The 17,725-nt window shown below is 64.6% G+C and carries 16 protein-coding genes; 7 read left to right on the top strand and 9 right to left on the bottom strand.

The window, feature by feature from the left end; genetic code table 11:
• Positions 1 to 3: 3 nt before the first annotated feature.
• Positions 4 to 2,133, bottom strand: a complete 2,130-nt coding sequence (locus tag IFR23_RS02025) for a prolyl oligopeptidase family serine peptidase (protein WP_192974481.1) — start codon at positions 2,131 to 2,133, stop codon at positions 4 to 6.
• A 58-nt stretch (positions 2,134 to 2,191) separates the two neighbouring features.
• Here IFR23_RS02025 and IFR23_RS02020 point away from each other — a divergent pair, with 58 nt between their 5' ends.
• Positions 2,192 to 3,607, top strand: a complete 1,416-nt coding sequence (locus IFR23_RS02020; RefSeq protein WP_192974480.1) for an MFS transporter — start codon at positions 2,192 to 2,194, stop codon at positions 3,605 to 3,607.
• A gap of 347 nt (positions 3,608 to 3,954) precedes the next feature.
• Here the strand turns inward: IFR23_RS02020 and IFR23_RS02015 are convergent, their stop codons facing one another.
• The gene (locus IFR23_RS02015) at positions 3,955 to 5,694 is read right to left on the bottom strand and encodes a DUF885 domain-containing protein (protein ID WP_192974479.1); all 1,740 of its coding nucleotides are present in this window, start codon (positions 5,692 to 5,694) and stop codon (positions 3,955 to 3,957) included.
• A 125-nt stretch (positions 5,695 to 5,819) separates the two neighbouring features.
• On the opposite strand from IFR23_RS02015, the gene IFR23_RS02010 reads away from it, so the two are divergent.
• The gene (locus tag IFR23_RS02010; RefSeq protein ID WP_192974478.1) at positions 5,820 to 6,644 is read left to right on the top strand and encodes an alpha/beta fold hydrolase; all 825 of its coding nucleotides are present in this window, start codon (positions 5,820 to 5,822) and stop codon (positions 6,642 to 6,644) included.
• A gap of 138 nt (positions 6,645 to 6,782) precedes the next feature.
• Here the strand turns inward: IFR23_RS02010 and IFR23_RS02005 are convergent, their stop codons facing one another.
• Together IFR23_RS02005 and eno are read right to left on the bottom strand one after the other, a co-directional pair.
• The gene (locus IFR23_RS02005) at positions 6,783 to 7,067 is read right to left on the bottom strand and encodes an FtsB family cell division protein (RefSeq protein WP_235518634.1); all 285 of its coding nucleotides are present in this window, start codon (positions 7,065 to 7,067) and stop codon (positions 6,783 to 6,785) included.
• A gap of 243 nt (positions 7,068 to 7,310) precedes the next feature.
• On the bottom strand, positions 7,311 to 8,591 hold the full coding sequence (eno, locus tag IFR23_RS02000) for a phosphopyruvate hydratase (protein WP_192974477.1): 1,281 nt from the start codon (positions 8,589 to 8,591) through the stop codon (positions 7,311 to 7,313).
• Positions 8,592 to 8,766: 175 nt separating this feature from the next.
• On the opposite strand from eno, the gene IFR23_RS01995 reads away from it, so the two are divergent.
• The 5 genes from IFR23_RS01995 to IFR23_RS01975 all read left to right on the top strand — a co-directional run bounded on the left by IFR23_RS01995 (position 8,767) and on the right by IFR23_RS01975 (position 10,757).
• Positions 8,767 to 9,255 (top strand): hypothetical protein, encoded by a 489-nt coding sequence (locus IFR23_RS01995; RefSeq protein ID WP_056062308.1) that lies wholly within the window; start codon positions 8,767 to 8,769, stop codon positions 9,253 to 9,255.
• A 4-nt stretch (positions 9,256 to 9,259) separates the two neighbouring features.
• Complete coding sequence (locus tag IFR23_RS01990; RefSeq protein ID WP_235529837.1) at positions 9,260 to 9,613, top strand: phage holin family protein; 354 nt, start codon at positions 9,260 to 9,262, stop codon at positions 9,611 to 9,613.
• Entirely contained in the window at positions 9,610 to 9,882 is a 273-nt protein-coding gene (locus tag IFR23_RS01985; protein WP_056486297.1) for a hypothetical protein, read from the top strand. The genes IFR23_RS01990 and IFR23_RS01985 overlap by 4 nt, the downstream gene beginning before the upstream one ends.
• A 103-nt stretch (positions 9,883 to 9,985) precedes the next feature.
• Positions 9,986 to 10,465 (top strand): hypothetical protein, encoded by a 480-nt coding sequence (locus tag IFR23_RS01980; protein ID WP_192974475.1) that lies wholly within the window; start codon positions 9,986 to 9,988, stop codon positions 10,463 to 10,465.
• 64 nt (positions 10,466 to 10,529) lie between these two features.
• Positions 10,530 to 10,757 carry a DUF4170 domain-containing protein gene (locus IFR23_RS01975; protein WP_056051043.1) on the top strand — a complete coding sequence of 76 codons (228 nt, stop codon included), beginning with the start codon at positions 10,530 to 10,532 and terminating at the stop codon, positions 10,755 to 10,757.
• A gap of 453 nt (positions 10,758 to 11,210) precedes the next feature.
• Here the strand turns inward: IFR23_RS01975 and IFR23_RS01970 are convergent, their stop codons facing one another.
• From IFR23_RS01970 to IFR23_RS01950, 5 genes are all read right to left on the bottom strand, one after another.
• On the bottom strand, positions 11,211 to 11,861 hold the full coding sequence (locus IFR23_RS01970) for a rhomboid family intramembrane serine protease (RefSeq protein WP_056051044.1): 651 nt from the start codon (positions 11,859 to 11,861) through the stop codon (positions 11,211 to 11,213).
• Between the two features lie 5 nt (positions 11,862 to 11,866).
• A complete protein-coding gene (gene greA, locus IFR23_RS01965; protein ID WP_056052861.1) occupies positions 11,867 to 12,343 on the bottom strand; it encodes a transcription elongation factor GreA in 477 nt (158 codons plus the stop codon).
• A 75-nt stretch (positions 12,344 to 12,418) separates the two neighbouring features.
• Positions 12,419 to 15,751, bottom strand: coding sequence for a carbamoyl-phosphate synthase large subunit (carB, locus tag IFR23_RS01960; RefSeq protein ID WP_093399390.1), 3,333 nt, complete (start codon positions 15,749 to 15,751; stop codon positions 12,419 to 12,421).
• Positions 15,751 to 16,395, bottom strand: a complete 645-nt coding sequence (locus IFR23_RS01955) for a hypothetical protein (RefSeq protein WP_192974474.1) — start codon at positions 16,393 to 16,395, stop codon at positions 15,751 to 15,753. Before IFR23_RS01955 ends, carB begins: the two co-directional genes overlap by 1 nt.
• Positions 16,392 to 17,699: a carbamoyl phosphate synthase small subunit gene (locus tag IFR23_RS01950; RefSeq protein WP_192974473.1), complete on the bottom strand. Its 1,308-nt coding sequence runs from the start codon at positions 17,697 to 17,699 to the stop codon at positions 16,392 to 16,394. Before IFR23_RS01950 ends, IFR23_RS01955 begins: the two co-directional genes overlap by 4 nt.
• Positions 17,700 to 17,725: the final 26 nt, after the last annotated feature.

Raw genomic sequence — 17,725 nt, 5'->3', positions numbered from 1 at the left:
GTTTTACTTCCCCACCCCGACCAGCTTCTGCGTGAAGTACGTCATCTGCAAAGCCTGCAACCGAGCCCCCTGCTCGATATCCGCATCGCCCGAATGCCCGCCGGCGGTATCCTCATAATACAGATACGGCAGCCCATATTCCTTCAACCGCGCCGCGAATTTCCGCGCATGCTGCGGCCCGACGCGGTCGTCCTTGGTCGTCGTCCAGATATACGGCTCCGGATACGCGACGCCCTTCTTGATGTTCTGATACGGCGAGATCGTCTCGAGGAACGCCTTCTCCGCCGGCACCGTCACCGAGCCATATTCGTCGACCCACGACGCCCCAGCCGCGATCCCCTCATACCGGATCATGTCGAGCAACGGCACCTGGATCGTCACCGCCTTCCACAGGTCCGGATGCTGGTTGAACTCGACCCCCATCAGCAACCCGCCATTCGACCCGCCATAGATTCCCAGCTTGGCCGGGCTCGTCAGCTTCCGCGCAAACAGGTCCTTCGCCACCGCCGCGAAGTCGTCATAGATCACCTGTCGCTTCGTTTTCCGCCCAGCGTCATGCCATTTCGGCCCGAATTCGCCGCCGCCGCGGATGTTGGCGAGCACATACGACCCGCCCCGCTCCAGCCACAGCTTGCCGGTGCTCCCGGAATAGCTCGGCGTCATCGACACCTGAAAACCGCCATATGCGGTCATGATCGTCGGCGTGGTCCCGTCGAGCGCAATGCCCTTCTTGTGCACCACGAAATATGGCACCTTCGTCCCGTCAGTGGACGCCGCCTCGAACTGCTCGACGACATCGTTCGACGCATCGAACTTCGCCGGCAAAGTCTTGATCGGCTTCGGCGCAGCCCCCGTCGCCGCATCCAGCGAATAGAGCGACGTCGGCGTGAGAAACCCGGTGACCGTCAGATACGCATCGTCGCTACGATCCGTCGTGCTCGCGACGTCGATCGAGGCGTTGTCGGGCAGCGCGATCGGCTTGGCAGTCCAGCCCCCCGCCCCATGCGTGTAAACCGACGCACGGCCGCGGACGTTGTCCGACACCACCAGCAACAGCTTCGACTTGGTCAGCGCCATCCCGTCGACCGACTGGCGCGGCCCCGGCGCGAACACGATCGTCGGGTTAATCGTTCCCTTTTCCACCTCGGCGAGTGGCGCGGAAGCAACCGCCCCCTCGGGGATCTTGCCCCAAGGATCGCTGGTCGAGAAGATTACCTGTCCGTCGATCATCCCCGCCGGAAACGTCCGGTCGGGCAGCGCGAGCGGCCGCGTCCCCGCCGGCGTCCACACCAGCTTGTCCGCGCCGAAGAACGTCTTCCGCCGCTGGATCACCACCAGCCGATTGCCCTTCTCGTCGGTCAGCACGTCCGCACCGGTCGGCCCCTGGTCGGTCGCCGCGCCGCGATACACTTCGGTCGCCGAAGCCAGCGGCTGGCCGCGCTTCACCTGCTTCAGCACGAACGCATAGCCCGACTGAGTCGTCGTCCCCGCCCCCCAGTCGCGCGCGACCAGCAGCGTATCCTTGTCGACCCAGCTCGCATCCTGCTTCGACTTCGGCAGCATAAAGCCGTTCGCGACGAACGCACCGGTCGACAGGTCGAACTCGCGGTATGTCACTGCATCCTCGCCGCCCTCCGACAGCGCGACGAGGCACAGCCGCTCCTCGGGCTGGAGACAGGTCGACCCCTTCCACACCCACTGCTTGCCCTCGGCCTTGCCCAGCGCATCGAGATCGAGCGCGGTCGTCCATTTCGGCGTGGCGCTCGCGTAATCCGCCGCCCTGGTCCAACGCCAGAGCCCGTGCGGATGATCGGCATCGCGCCAGAAATTATAGATCCGCCCGAACATCTGGTTCGGCATCGGGATGCGATCCTTCGCCGACGCGATCGCCAGCGCCTCGGCATAGAAGGTCTTGTAGCGCGGATCGTTCTGCAGCCGCGGCAACGTCTTCGCATTCTCCGCCTCGACCCAGGCCAACGGCTTCGCGCCGTCCTTGTCCTCGAGCCAGATATACGGGTCGGCGGCAGTGTTCGTTTTGGTCATCGGTGCGATTTGGGCAAGCGCGGCACCGCCCGCAAGGCCGGCGCCACCGCTCAATATCGTCGCCGCAAGCATCGAAGCCAGAACCCGCATCACCGTATCTCCCTGATTTGCTTGGCGCGATACATGCCGGGGTCTATCGCGGTCCGCAATGCAACCGGACCAGATATCGGCGGCCGACGGCCTCCCCAAGCCGCGCCGTTTCGTCGCCATCGCCGCGATCTCGGCGGGCACTGCGCTAACGATCATCGACGGCGGCATCGCCACCGTCGCACTCCCGACCATCGCGCGCGACCTCGACGTCGGCAGCAGCGCGGTAGTGACCGTCGTCACGGTCTACCAGCTGATCCTGGCGATGGCACTGCTCCCGTTCTCCGGGCTCGGCGACCGCATCGGCCTGAAGCGGATGTACCAGTACGGCCAGCTGCTCTTCACGGTCGCGACGTTGCTCTGCTTCTTCGCCAAGAGCCTGCCGTTCCTGCTCGTCGTCCGCGCCGCGCAAGCCCTGGGTGCCGCGGCCGCGCTCAGCGTCTCGTCGGCGCTGATCCGCTCGATCTACCCGACCAAGCAGCTCGGCCGCGGGCTCGGCATCAACTCGGTCGTCGTCTCCAGTTCGGCGGCACTCGCCCCGACGATCGGCGGTCTCGTCCTCGCCATCGCCCCCTGGCCGTGGGTATTCGCCAGCGCCGTACCGTTCGCGATCGCGTCGCTCCTGCTCGGCCGCGCGCTGCCCGAACCGCGAAAGCACGACGAGCCGTTCGACGTGCTCGGCGCAGTCATGTGCGCGGCGATGATCGGCCTCGTCATCGGCGGCGCGGAAAGCGCGGTCCACGGCGACAGCCCGATCGTGTCCGCAGCGATCGTCCTGACCGGCGTGGTGATCGGCTGGTTCTTCGTGAAGCGCGAGCAGGGCGAGACCAAGCCGATCCTGCCGATCGACCTGCTCGCCCGGCCGGTGCTCGCGCTGTCGGCGATCGGTGCGTACACCGCGTTCATCGCGCAGATGACGCTGCTGCTCTCGACCCCGTTCCGCCTGACGCACGCCTACGGCTTCTCGGCGGCGGAGGTCGGTGCCGCAATCGCGCCATGGCCGCTGGCCAACATGTTCGTCGCGCCGCTCTCCGGCTGGTTGTCCGATCGCTATCCTGCGGGACTACTCGGCGGGATCGGGATGGGGGTGTCGATCTGCGCGCTGCTGCTGATCGCGTACATGCCCGCAGACCCCGGCTATTTCGATATCGCATGGCGAATGGCCCTGTGCGGCTCGGGGTTCGGGATGTTCATGGCGCCGAATGCGCGCCTCATCATCGGCTCCGCCCCCCGCGAACGCGCCGCAGCGGCGGGCGGCCTCGTCTCGACGGTCCGCCTGGTAGGCCAGACCACCGGCGCCACCCTGGTCGCGGCGTTGTTGGCGATGGGCGTGGGCGCCGGCATGACCCCGCCGCTCGTGGCCGCCGGTCTAGCGCTAGTGGCAGGCCTATGCAGCCTAAGCCGCCTCCGTCCGTCGATCCGAAACCCGCCAACCGAAGAAACCCAAGACGTCCAACCCGCGCAACAGACGCGGTAACTGCTACTCCCTCTCCCTCCGGGGAGAGGGTCGGGGTGAGGGGCAGCCAAGCAGCGCTGCGCCTGGAACAGCCCCTCACCCCAGCCCTCTCCCCGGAAGGGGAGAGGGAGCAGAAAGAAGAAGAATGTTCACCCGCGAAGGCGGGTGCCCAGTCTGGGTCCCCGCCTTCGCGGGGACCCATGCTTTGGTTTGGGACACCCTAACACCGAGCGCTACCACCCCGGCGGAGGCCGGGGCCCAAGTGGAAAGGTCGGCATAACGGTGGACTGCGCTTCGTTAGCAACGCTCCCCAATTGGGCCCCGGCCTTCGCCGGGGTGGTGCGGTAGGTGACGCAACCCCTCCTTAATCAAAACGCAGCCGTCGCCTTAGCCTCCCCCATCATAGCCTTCCGCACCAAGGGAATCGGCGGCCCCCCATAACTCAAGAACTGGTCATGGAACGCCTTCCAAGCCTTCCGCCCCCCCCGCGTCGCGGTCCAGTCCGCCCGCAGCTTCCGGATCATCAACTTACCCATCGTATAGTTCAGATACGCCGGATCATACGTCCCCCGCGCCGCCTGCTGCTTGGCGTTCCCCTCGTCCTGGTAACACTCGTCGACGAACATCCGGAACGACTGCTCCTGCGTCATCCCCTTCGCATGCATGCGTATGGCGGACAGATACCGGCAATCCCGCAGCAGAGCATTCGAAATCTGCCCGACATGCGTCTCCGGATCGCCGTTGTTCAGCCCAGCCTCCCACATCATCTCCTCGGCATAATGCGCCCACCCCTCCGCAAACGCATACCCCACGAACAGCCGCCCGAAGAGCGAAGGCGACCGGTTCGCATGCAGGAACTGGACGAAATGCCCCGGCATCACCTCGTGCACCGAGGTGAACAGAAGGTCGTTCTTCCCCGGCACGAACGCGTCCTGCACCGCCTTGGTCCAGCTCGGGTCGGGCGGCGAGATATAGTAGATCGACGGCACGCCCTTATCGAACGGCCCCGGCGGATCGATATAGGCGGAGTTCTGCCGGTTGTACGGCGGCGATTCCTCGACCAGCGCCTGCTCGGTCCCCGGGATCGTCACCAGGTCATGATCCACGACGAATTTCCGCAAAATCGGGATCTGCCGCCGCGCCTCCGCCACCGGGCCGCCGACCGGCTTGTTCGCGTTCATCTTGTCCATGCACGCGAGGATCGTCTGCCCCTTGGCGAACACCCCGCACGCCTGCGCCAGCGCCGCCTGGTTACGCTTGAGGTCGGCGACACCCGCCGCCTCGAGCTGGTCGAGCGGCGTATCGACGCCCTCGGTCATCGCCACCATCCGCGAGAACTTGTCCGCCCCGAGCGCAAAATCCTGCGTCGCGGTCGCGCGCTGGCCCTCGGTCCACGTCCCCAGATCGCGCATCGCCTTCGACGCCGCCTGCGCCGCATCGGTCAGCTGCTTCTGCGCCGCCGCATCCTTCACGCCGGCAAACGCCTTCACCGCGTCGCCCGCATAATAGTCCGCAAAGCCGTTGAACGCCGCCGTCCCGTAATTGACGTAGCTCAGCGGCATCGGCGTCTTGAGGTTCGCCTTGATGTTCCCCGCCGCCGCCGGGATCTTCTGCAGAAACGCGATCAACGCCTTCATCCGCGTCGGCGCGTCGGCATAGTTGCGCGCGATATACGTGTTCGGATCGAGCCCCGCGCTGACATACCACGCCGGATTGTGGTGCGGCTGGTCGGCATCCTCCAGCCAGAACAGCTTCCCCTTGGCGACCTGCACCAGATAGTCGCGCTCGAACGCCTCGGCGGGTTTCAGGTCCTTGAACGCCCCCGCCTTGTCGATCGCGCCATGCAGGAAGTCCGCCTGCCGCTTCAGCCCCGCCGCGCTCCAGTCGCCCAAGCCGCCGTCATATTCGTGCTTGCCCTGATAGACCGCGTTCGCCGGATCGATCTTGAACCAGCCGTCGATGAAGCCATCGCGGAACCCCGCCCAGTCGCCCTTCGCAACGGTCGTCGGCGCGGCAGGAGCCTGCGTGTTCGCGGTCGTCTGCGCAGGGCCGCACGCGCTCAAGGCGAGGACCGCGCCAAGCGCCGTCGTCAAAAGTCCGATCCGCATCCTGTCTCCAATTCCGATTCGTCTGGCGCCATGCTGCCAGTCGAAGTCTTGGTACGCCAGCGTGCGGAACGGCGCGCACGATGAGCCGTTGAACGTGCATCTGCCAAGACAGACCGGAGACTTGCATGCCCTACGTAAAAACCCGTGACGGTACAGACATTTACGTCAAGGACTGGGGCGCGGGTCGCCCGGTGATCCTCACGCACGGCTGGCCACTCAACGCCGACAGCTGGGACGCGCAGGCGATGGCGCTCGCGCACGCCGGCTTCCGCGCGATCGCCTATGACCGCCGCGGGTTCGGTCGCTCGGGCCAGCCCTGGACCGGCTATAACTACGACACGCTGACCGACGATCTGGCCGACGTGATGGAAGCCACCGGCGCGAACACCGACGCGACGATCGTCGGCTTCTCGATGGGTGGCGGCGAGATCGCGCGCTACATGAGCCGCTACGAGGGCAAGGGCGTGGTCGCCGCCGGGCTGATCTCGTCGGTCGTGCCGTACATGCTCAAGACCGACGACAATCCCGACGGCGTTCCCGAAGAGACGCTGGCCAGCATCGGCGCCGGTATCGAAGACGACCGCCCGGCGTTCTTCAAGACCTTCCTCCAGCAATTCCTCGGCGTCGGGTTCATCACGTCGCCGGTCAGCGACGAGGTCGTCGACTGGGTGTGGAGCCTCGCGATGCAGGCGGGCCTTCACCCGACGCTGGAATGCGCCAAGGCATTCGGCCACACCGACTTCCGCCACGACCTGGCCGCCTTCCGCGTACCGACGCTGGTCGTCCACGGGACAAGCGACAAGACCGTACCGATCGACGCGACCGGCCGCGCCGCCGCCAAGGGCATCGCGGACTCGCAGTTGGTCGAATATGACGGCGCCCCGCACGGCCTGACGATCACCGAAAGCGATCGCTTCACCAACGACCTGCTCACGTTCCTGGGTCGGTAAGCTTCAATCCTCCCCCGCAAGGGCGAGGTGTCGCCGAAGGTGACGGAGGGGGAGGACGACGAAACAGAGGTTTCCCGTTCCTCCCCCTCCGTCAGGCAAGCGCCTGCCACCTCCCCCTGGCGGGGGAGGATCGAAATCTCAGTTCCCCAGCGGGACGATAACCTCGTCTGGATGCGCGACGTTCAGCTCCTTGCGGACCATCTCGTCGACCATATCCGGGTTCGCATGATCCGGATTCAGCAGCGCAACCCGGTTCTTCAAGACCTCACGCTTGCGATCGAGCGCCGCATAGTCCTGCTCGCGCTTCGCAAGCTGGCGCTTGTAGTCGCCATACGCGAACATCCCGTTCGGCCCGAGCACGGCATACGCGCCGAAGAACGCCATCAGCGTCAGCCCCAGCGCCGGCCATGCGGCCTTGCGCATCGTCTTCCGCAACTTGCTGGTCTTCGTCGTCACGCGTGCCATGTCGTCCTCCGGTACTCCGCCCTGATCGGTCGATCATCCCGGACCGATCAAATACTTATACCCCTAATACACCCAACCGTCATTCCCGCGAAGGCGGGAACCCATAGTGGCAGGCCGAGCAATAGAAACGCGACCGTTCGAGATTATGGGTCCCCGCCTCCGCGGGGATGACAGGAGTTGAATTTCTAAGGGGCTATACCGTCACCCCCCGATCAGGATGTCGCGCCCGGCATAACGCGCCGCGTCGCCCAGCTCTTCCTCGATCCGGATCAGCTGGTTGTACTTCGCCAACCGGTCCGACCGTGCCAGACTGCCCGTCTTGATCTGACCGCAGTTGGTCGCGACCGACAAGTCAGCGATCGTCGAATCCTCGGTCTCGCCCGAACGATGCGACATCACGGCCGTGTACTTCGCCCGCTGCGCCATCGACACCGCCTCCAGCGTCTCGGTCAGCGTGCCGATCTGGTTGACCTTCACCAGCAGCGAGTTCGCGATACCCTGGTCGATGCCGCGCTTCAGACGCTTCGGGTTGGTCACGAACAGGTCGTCGCCGACCAGCTGGACCTTGTCGCCGATCAGGTCGGTGAGCGTCTTCCAGCCCTCCCAATCGTCCTCGCCCATGCCGTCCTCGATCGAGAAGATCGGATAGCGCCGCGTCAGATCCGCAAGATACTCCGCCATCTCTGCGCTCTCGAGGATCCGGCCCTCGCCCGAAATGTCGTACTTGCCGTTCTTGTAGAACTCGGTCGCCGCGCAATCGAGCGCGAGCATCACGTCCTCGCCGGGCTTGTACCCAGCCTTCTCGATGCTCGACATGATGAAGTCGAGCGCCTCGGTCGTGCTGCCAATGTTCGGCGCGAAGCCGCCCTCGTCGCCGACGCTGGTCGACAGGCCCTTCTCGCTCAGACCCTTCTTCAGCGTGTGGAAGATTTCAGAGCCACAGCGGACCGCCTCGAGGATGTTCGACGCGCCGACCGGCACGACCATGAACTCCTGGAAATCGATCGGATTGTCGGCATGTTCGCCGCCGTTGATGATGTTCATCATCGGCACCGGCAGCAGATGCGCCTGCACGCCGCCGACATAGCGGTACAGCGGCAGACCGCGTGCTTCGGCCGCGGCCTTGGCAACGGCGAGGCTGACGCCCAGGATCGCGTTCGCGCCCAGCCGGCCCTTGTTCTCGGTGCCGTCGAGTTCGATCATCGCGCGATCGAGGTCCGACTGGTCCTCCGCGTCCATGCCGAGCACGGTGTCGGTGATCTCGTCGTTGACCGCGTCGACCGCGCCATCGACGCCCTTGCCGCCCCAGCGGGTCTTGTCGCCATCGCGGCGCTCGACCGCCTCGTGCGCGCCGGTCGACGCGCCCGACGGGACAGCCGCGCGGCCGAAGCTGCCGTCTTCGAGCAGCACGTCGACCTCGACGGTCGGATTGCCGCGGCTGTCGAGGATCTGGCGTGCATGAAGGTCGATGATTGCGGTCACGTAACGATGCTCCTACAAATCCCGGTGCCGGGTCGTTCGCGCCGCCTCTACCGTCTCACGCCATATCGGGCAATCGCGCGGACATCCGAGAATAGTGTCGTGCAATCGCGCGACGGTTCGGGAACCGTGCTCCAACGACGGTGTTGAGGGCGTAACAATTCTGAAAGGGACCGTCATGGCCGACTCCAGCGTAAACGACACCGTCAACGACCTGAAAACGACCGCGAACGAGGTCGGAACCGAGCTCAGCAAGACGATCGACAACGGCGATGTCTCGGCCAAGGCCGGCGACGCCAAGCAGGCGATCAAGGACGGCGCGAACAAGTACACCGCGCAGGCCACCGACAAGGTCCGCACCTTCGCCGAGGACGGCAAGGCACGTGCGAGCGGCGCGCTGGAACAGGTCGCGCAGTTGCTGACCGACGCCGCCGGCCAGGTCGATGAGAAGCTTGGCTCGCAGTACGGCGGCTATGCCCGCAGCGCCGCCGACAGCGTATCGGGTTTCGCCGACCAGGTTAAGGCGAAGGACATCGACGAGCTGTTCGACGACGCGCGCGAACTCGTGCGGAAATCGCCGGCCATCGCGGTGGGTGCAGCAGCCGCCATCGGTTTCGTCGTCGCGCGACTGGTGCAGTCGGGCGTCGATGCCAACTCGAAGGTCTGAGGTCTTGGTCGATCCACTGACGTTCGCGACCGGCGAGGACGAGAGCCTCGTGTCGATCGTCGGTCGCCTGGCGACCGAGACGAAGAGCCTCGCGACCGCAGAAGTCGCTGTCTACAAGGCGAAGTTCGGCGAGACGGCGAGCGCGTACAAGTCGGCCGCGATGTTCTTCGCGGTTGCCGGCGTGTTGGCTTTGGCCGCGCTGATCGCACTGCTGGTCGGTGCGATCTTGACGGTGGCGACGCTGGTGGGGCCAGGATGGGCGACCGCCATCGTCGTGGTGGCCGTCCTTGCAGTGGCGGCGATCCTGGCGATGATCGGCAAGTCGAAGCTTCAGACGAAGAGCGAGCCCGTATCATGACATCCGCCAAAGTCGCCGCCGCAGAGATCGAATCGGCCCTCGCCCGCCAGCGCGTCATGATGACGCTCGGGCAGTTGCAGGACCGGCTCAATCCGCGGAAGCTCGCGCTGAACGCCAGCCGCGACGTCGCCGATGCCGGCACCGCCGCACTCAGCGCCAGCGTCGAGACCGTGAAGCGCAATCCGGGACCGACTGCGGGATTTGCCGCAGTCGCGGGTCTGTTCCTCGCGCGCCACCGGATCGTCGGATTGTTCCGCCGCGGGCGCTGATCGCCCTGACCACGGTCACCGTATTGAAACCTAGAAGTCCCGGCTCGCGTTGAACCCTCATTGCATTGAACGGCGAGCAGCTTGCCACCAGAAGGACATTTCCATGACCGACGCAAAGACCACCGCCAACGAAGCCGCCCACGAGACCGAGAGCCGCCTGCGCGAAGGCCTCGACACCGTCCGCGAGACCGCCTCGAAGGTCTATCACGACGCCGGCGACAAGGCTTCCGAGGTTCTCGAAGTCTCGCGCGAGAAGACCAAGCGCGTCGTCAACAACCTCGAATCCAACCCGCTCGGCATCCTCGTCGGCGGTCTGGCCGTAGGTGCCCTAGCCGGCGCGCTTCTCCCGCGTTCTGCACGCGAGAAGGAATTGCTCGCCCCGGTCGGCAAGCGCCTCAGCGAGACGCTCGTCGCGGCGACTGCCGCTGCGAAGGACGCCGGTCGTTCGGAACTCGGCGAACTCGGCCTGACCAAGGACAATGCGCGCGATCAGGCCAAGGGTTTGCTCGAAGGTATCGTCAAGGCAGTGACGACGGCCGGTACCGCAGGTGCGAAGGCGTTTTCGCAAAAGCCTACGGTCTAAGGGTTCAAACCGCGGGTCGAACACGCTAGGGAGGCGGCAACCCCCTCCCTAGGAAAGCAAGCGCATGAGCAAGCTCCACCTCGTATTCGGCGGCCGCGTCAGCGACCCGCGCACCCTGGATTTCAACGATCTGAGCAAGATCGAATTCGTCGGCGTATTCCCCGACTACGCCAGCGCCGAAAAGGCTTGGCGTGCTGCGGCGCAGCGTACCGTCGACGATGCCGAGATGAAGTTCGTGGTGGTGCATCTGCACCGGATGCTCGAGCCGAACCTTGGCGCGACGGTAGCCTGAACTACTCCTGATCCGTCATTCCCGCGGAGGCGGGAACCCATACTGGCTAACGGCGCGATGTAATCGCAACGGCATAGTTTATGGATCCCCGCCTTCGCGGGGATGACGGCCTCGAAGCAACGGCCCCCATCCCTCTTCCGTTCGGGAGAGGGAGAGACGCCAAAGGCGGCGAAGGGTGAGGGCACGCCAAACAAGACCTCGGCCGACAAATCACGCGGCCTGGCCAAACAGCGGTTGCAGATCGCAGTCCTCGTCCCACGCCGTTCGTGCTGAGTAGAGACCGAGTAGCTCCGCAAGGGGCGTATCGAGGGCTCGTATCGAAGCACAGGCCTCGAGCGCCAACCCATCCTTTGATACGCCGCTTCGACAAGCTCAGCAGCTACTCAGGAAGAACGGTGTGGGTTTAGATCAGCGTGGAGTGGAACGAAGTGGGGTTAGTGGCGAGCTAGGTGCTCAAGCGGCCCGGTAATGCCAAAGCAACAACGGCCGAGCCAGTACAAGCCCCGCCAGAAACCCGCCGATATGCGCGCCGATCGCAATAGGCCCGCTAGCCCCAACCGAAGCCCCAAACCCGGCCAGCCCCATCAGCAACTGGATCCCGATCCACGCCGCGGCAAGCCACACCACATGCACGACCCCAGCCGGCACCGGCCCGATCGCCTGCGCCCGCCGCTCGCCATACAACAACGCATAAGCCCCAACGACCGCCGAAATCGCACCGCTCGCGCCAATCATAGGCGCAGTGGACTCAGGCCCGAACGCCCAATGCCCCGCCGCCGCAGCGTACGCGCCCAGCACATACAGCACGACCAACCCGACCGTCCCCAGCGCCTTCTCGACGAACTGCCCGCAATACACCAGCATCACGAGGTTCAGCGCGATATGCGCCCACCCGCCATGGATCAGCGTCGCCGTCAGCGGCGTCGCCCAGGACGGCACGACGAACATGTGCTCGCTCGGAATACCAAGATCGGTCATCCGCAGCGGAATGAACCCGGCGTTCACGGCCCAGTAGCCAAGCGACCCGCTCAGCACCAAAAATCCCGAGACGATGACCGTCACGATCGTGATGATCGCCGTCGCCCGCGTCTCGAAGAATTGCATAAGGCTCAGATGAACTCGATCTTGGAGACGACGTAATACCGCTCGCCCGCCGGCACCGTAACCTCGACCTCTTCGTCGAGCTTCCGCCCGATCAGCCCGCGACCCAGCGGCGAGTTGTACGAAATCCGCCCGGTCTTTGCGTTAGCTTCGGTCTGGCCGACGATCTGATACTTCACCGGCTTATCGTTCTCGTCGAGCAACGTCACCGTCGCACCGAACACGACCTTGTCGCCCGACAAATCCTTCGGATCGATGATCTGCGCGCGCGACAGCTTGTCCTCGATGTCGGAGATCGATGCCTCGACCTGGCCCTGACGCTCCTTCGCGGCATGATATTCCGCGTTCTCGCTCAGGTCGCCGTGCGCGCGCGCCTCTTCGATCGCGTCGACGATCGTCGGACGTTCGGCTTTCAGGCGCTTCAGATCCGCACTCAGCGTCTCATAGCCTTCCTGCAGCATCGGCATCTTTTCGACGGTCGCCATCATCTCGTCCCCAAATCCATTTCCCCGCGCGAGGCCCTGTACCAGCCCCGCCCACACATCATTCTCATGTCGGGATCAGTCGTGCGACTGCGAATAATAGGATTGCAGCGGCCGTACTTCAAGGCTGTGCGTCGAAAGCTTGGCGATCGCCTTGGCCGCTTCGAGCGAAGCCGGCGCAGTCGTGAAGTACGGAATGCGTTGTCCCAGCGCGGAAGCCCGGATCGGCTGCGAGTCCTTCAGGCTCTGCCACCCCTCGGTGGTGTTGAAGATCAGCGCGATATCGCCGTCCTTGATCCGGTCGACGATATGCGGCCGGCCCTGCGCCACCTTATTGACCTTCTCGACCGGCAACCCAGCGCGCGCCAGATGATCCGCCGTCCCACCGGTCGCGACGATCGAGAAGCCGGTATCGACAAGCGCCTTGACCGCCTCGACGATCATCGCCTTGTCGCCGTCCTTCACGCTGACGAAGACATTGCCCTTGGTCGGCAGTATCGTCCCCGCGCCAAGCTGCGCCTTGGCAAACGCGATCGTGAAATCGGGATCGATTCCCATGACTTCGCCGGTCGACTTCATTTCCGGTGACAGCACCGGATCGACGCCGGGGAACTTGTTGAAGGGGAACACCGCCTCCTTCACCGCATAATAGTCGATATGCCGGTCGATCTTCGGCAAATTGACCAGCTTCTCGCCCGCCATGACTCGCGCAGCGATCTTGGCGATCGGCGCACCGATCGCCTTGGCAACGAACGGCACGGTGCGCGATGCGCGCGGGTTGACCTCGATGAGGTAGACCAGCCCGTCCTTCACCGCGAACTGGATGTTCATCAGCCCGACCACCGACAAGGCATGCGCGAGCGCCACCGTCTGCCGCTCGATCTCGGCAATGATCTCCGCCGACAGCGAATATGGCGGGATCGAGCACGCAGAGTCACCCGAATGGACGCCCGCCTCCTCGATATGCTGCAACACGCCCGCGACCACGACATCGGTGCCGTCGCAGATCGCATCGACATCGACCTCGATCGCATCGCGCAGATACTGGTCGATCAGCACCGGCGAGTCGCCCGACACCTGCACCGCGGTCGCGATGTAATGCTCGAGCTGCCCGATCGTATCGACGATCTCCATCGCCCGTCCGCCGAGCACATACGAAGGCCGCATCAGCACCGGATAGCCGATCCGCTCTGCCGCCGCGACCGCCTCGTCCCGGCTCCGCGCCAGGCCATTGGCCGGCTGCAGCAACCCGAGCTTGGTGATCAGCGCCGCGAACCGCTCACGGTCCTCCGCCAGATCGATCGCGTCCGGCGTCGTCCCCAGGATCGGAATGCCCGCAGCCTCCAGCGCGCGCGCAAGGTTCAGCGGAGTCTGCCCGCCGAACTGCACGATCACGCCCACCAAGGTGCCGTTCTGCTGCTCGACATGCAGGATCTCCAGCACGTCCTCGGCGGTCAGCGGCTCGAAATACAGCCGGTCCGACGTGTCGTAGTCGGTGCTGACCGTCTCCGGGTTGCAGTTGACCATGATCGTCTCATAGCCCGCATCCGCCAGCGCGAAGCACGCGTGGCAGCAGCAATAATCGAACTCGATCCCCTGCCCGATCCGGTTCGGCCCGCCGCCCAGGATCACGATCTTCTTGCGATCGGTCGGCTCGGACTCGTTCTCGGGCTCGCCGAAGCTCGGTGCCTCGTAGGTCGAATACATATACGGCGTCTTCGCATCGAATTCGGCCGCGCACGTATCGATCCGCTTGAACACCGGCCGCACGCCGAGCTTCAGGCGATGCTGGCGCACCTCCTCCTCGGTCACGCCGCCGGTCATGGCCTTGACGACCTCGTGGATCAGCCCCGAGCCGCGCGCGATCCCGCGGTTCATCCCGCGCAGATTGGCGGATTGCAGCGCCAGCCATGCGAGCCGCTTGTCGCTGAACCCCATGCTCTTCAGGCGGCGCATACCCGGCGCGTCGATCGGCAGCCCGTCCTTCATCACCTCGGCCTCGGCCGCGATGATCTCCGCGATCCGCTCGAGGAACCACGGATCGTACTTGGCGATCGCATGCACCTCGGCGACCGTGAAGCCCTCGCGCAGAGCCTGCGCCGCGACCAGCAACCGATCCGGCGTCGCGACGGCCAGCGCCGCCTCGATTTCCGCGCGAGGTGCCCCAACCAGATGATCGACCTGGTTGAACCCCGACAGACCCGTCTCGAGCCCGCGCAACGCCTTCTGCATCGATTCGTGGATGTTGCGACCGATCGCCATCACCTCCCCGACCGACTTCATCGCGGTGCCGAGCGTGTTCGACGCGCCCTTGAACTTCTCGAACGCGAACCGCGGAATCTTCGTGACGACGTAATCGATCGTCGGCTCAAACGCGGCAGGCGTCGCGCCGGTAATGTCGTTCTCGATCTCGTCGAGCGTGTAACCGACCGCCAGCTTCGCCGCGACCTTCGCGATCGGGAAGCCTGTCGCCTTCGACGCCAGCGCGGACGAGCGCGACACGCGCGGGTTCATCTCGATGACGACCAACCGGCCGTCCTTCGGATTGACCGCGAACTGCACGTTCGAACCGCCTGTTTCGACACCGATTTCACGCAACACCGCGATCGATGCGTTGCGCATGATCTGGTATTCCTTGTCGGTCAGCGTCAGCGCCGGCGCGACGGTGATCGAGTCGCCGGTGTGGACGCCCATCGGATCGACATTCTCGATCGAGCAGATGATGATCGCGTTGTCGTTGCGATCGCGCACCACCTCCATCTCGTATTCTTTCCAGCCGAGCAGCGATTCCTCGATCAGCACCTCGGTGGTCGGCGACAGGTCGAGCCCGTTGCGGACGATCGCGATGAACTCCTCGCGGTTATACGCGATGCCGCCGCCCGAGCCGCCCATCGTGAAGCTCGGCCGGATGATCGACGGAAGCCCGGTCTTCTCAAGGCCTTCCAAGGCTTCCTCGACGGTATGTGCGATCGCCGAGCGCGCGCTTTCGAGCCCGATCCGGTCCATCGCGTCGCGGAACTTCAGCCGGTCCTCCGCCATGTCGATCGCATCGGCGTCAGCCCCGATCATCGTCACGCCGAACTTTTCCAGCGTCCCGTCATGGAACAGCGCCAGTGCGGTATTCAGCGCGGTCTGCCCGCCCATCGTCGGCAGGATCGCGTCGGGGCGTTCCTTCTCGATGATCTTGGCGACGATCGCGGGCGTGATCGGCTCGACATAGGTCGCGTCGGCCAGCTCGGGATCGGTCATGATCGTGGCGGGGTTCGAATTGACGAGGACGATACGATAGCCCTCCTCCTTCAACGCCTTGATCGCCTGCGTGCCCGAATAATCGAACTCGCACGCCTGGCCGATGACGATGGGTCCTGCGCCGATGACGAGGATCGAGGAGATGTCGGTGCGTTTTGGCATTATTTCGCCTGTAGAATTTCGCTGACCAACGCTCCAAGAAGCGCGTTAGCCAAAGCGACTATGGTTGGGTTCGAGTAACGCTTGATCAATTCGCCAAGGGCGCGAACAAGCGTTTCGTATAAAAGAAAAGAACGAAAGGTTCCGGCCCTGATCAATTCACGCCCGGCCCTAACTTCACCTAAAATCTGCTCTCTTAAGCCCGGCTGGTCAGGATCACCGTTGTCGGCGTCTAGAGCGCCGACCAAATCATCGATCGGCTGAACAACTGCCGCCAACTGGTTGTGATTTAACGACACTATCCGATCTGAAGCGGGAATTTTTATGCCGCCCAAGGGATCAGCGCCGATCCGTTCCAACACAATCTTATCGGCAGCGATTAACTCCTCCGCCTGCCTGAGACCTGCCGCGGTAAGCTCGATCGGTTGGTTCTCGACATCCCCTAGAAGCAGAGGCCCCTCTGCCCACTTAACGTCAACAAAGTGCATCATCGCACGATTTAACCATCTTGTGTTGTCGTCGAGCGCATAAAGGCTTTTCGCCTCTGCGAAACTAACTTCGTCCTTAGCTAGTATGTTCGAGGTGTAGTAAATCGCAACTAGAAGGTGCTCCTCGAAGGAGGTGTAGCCTCCGACGAGAATAGTCACCGCAAAGATCCTACAAACCGTTCGAACAGGTACAAGCTGTCCTGCGGCCCCGGGCTCGCTTCCGGATGATATTGCACGGAGAACGCCGGCTTGTCGGTCAGTTCCAGCCCTGCGTTCGACCCATCGAACAACGACACATGCGTCTCGCGGACGTTCGCCGGCAGGCTGTCGCGCTCGACCGCGAAGCCGTGGTTCATGCTGGTGATCTCGACCGCGCCGTCGCTCAGCCGCTTGACCGGGTGGTTGGCGCCGCGGTGGCCCTGGAACATCTTGGTCGTGGTCGCGCCGACCGCGAGGCCGAGCAACTGGTGGCCGAGGCAGATGCCGAACAGCGGCTTGCCCGTCTCCAGCAGCTGGCGGATCACCGGCACCGCGTATTCGGCGGTCGCGGCGGGATCGCCGGGGCCGTTCGAGAGGAAGATGCCGTCGGGGGCGAGCGCCATTACGTCGTCGAAGCTGGCGGTGGCAGAGACGACGGAAACCTTGGCGCCTGCCTCGACGAGGTTGCGGAAGATGTTGCGCTTCGAACCGTAATCGATCGCAACGACGTGGGGCTTCTTGCCTCCCCTCCCGCTTGCGGGAGGGGATTGAGGGGTGGGCTCGCGCTCACCTGCCGGGGGGACGGTCGAGGAGTGCTCAACCGCACCGTCGTCTGTCGAGGAGGCCGGGAGCCCACCCCCGGCCCCTCCCGCTTGCGGGAGGGGGGAAGAAGAATAGCCGAAGCCCAGCTTCCACGTACCGCCGGGCGCATCCTCACCCCAGCCATAATGCATGCTCGTGGACACGTCCTTGGCGAGGTCCATCCCCTCCAACCCCGGCCAGGCGCGCGCCATCGCCAGCAACGCGGCCACATCGAACTCGCCGCTCGCCGAATGCGCGATCACGCCATTAGGCGCGCCCGCCACCCGGATCCGCCGCGTCAGCGCACGGGTGTCGACCCCCGACAGCCCGATCCGCGCATGCCGCTTCATCCAGCCATCCAGCCCCTCGACCGCGCGGAAACTCGACGGCTGCGTCACGTCCTCGCGGACGATGATGCCGAGCGCGTGCGGGTCGTCCGCCTCGACGTCGTCGGGGTTCGCGCCGACGTTGCCGATGTGCGGGAAGGTGAAGCAGATCATCTGCCCGGCGAAGGACGGGTCGGTCAGCACCTCCTGATAGCCGGTCATCGCGGTGTGGAAGCACACTTCGCCGACCGCACTGCCCTCTGCGCCGAACCCGCGACCCCAGATCACGTCGCCATTGGCGAGGACGAGGACGCCTGTTGCACCGGCAGGCATGGCTATAGGCTGGGCGTCGGCCATCAGGCTGGGCACTCTCTTTACGTTGA

The sequence above is a fragment of the Sphingomonas sp. CFBP 13603 genome (genome assembly GCF_014892665.1).
Classification (GTDB): Bacteria; Pseudomonadota; Alphaproteobacteria; order Sphingomonadales; family Sphingomonadaceae; genus Sphingomonas.
The sequence above is the reverse complement of the archived record's forward strand: the minus strand, read 5'-3'. Positions and strand labels throughout refer to the sequence as shown.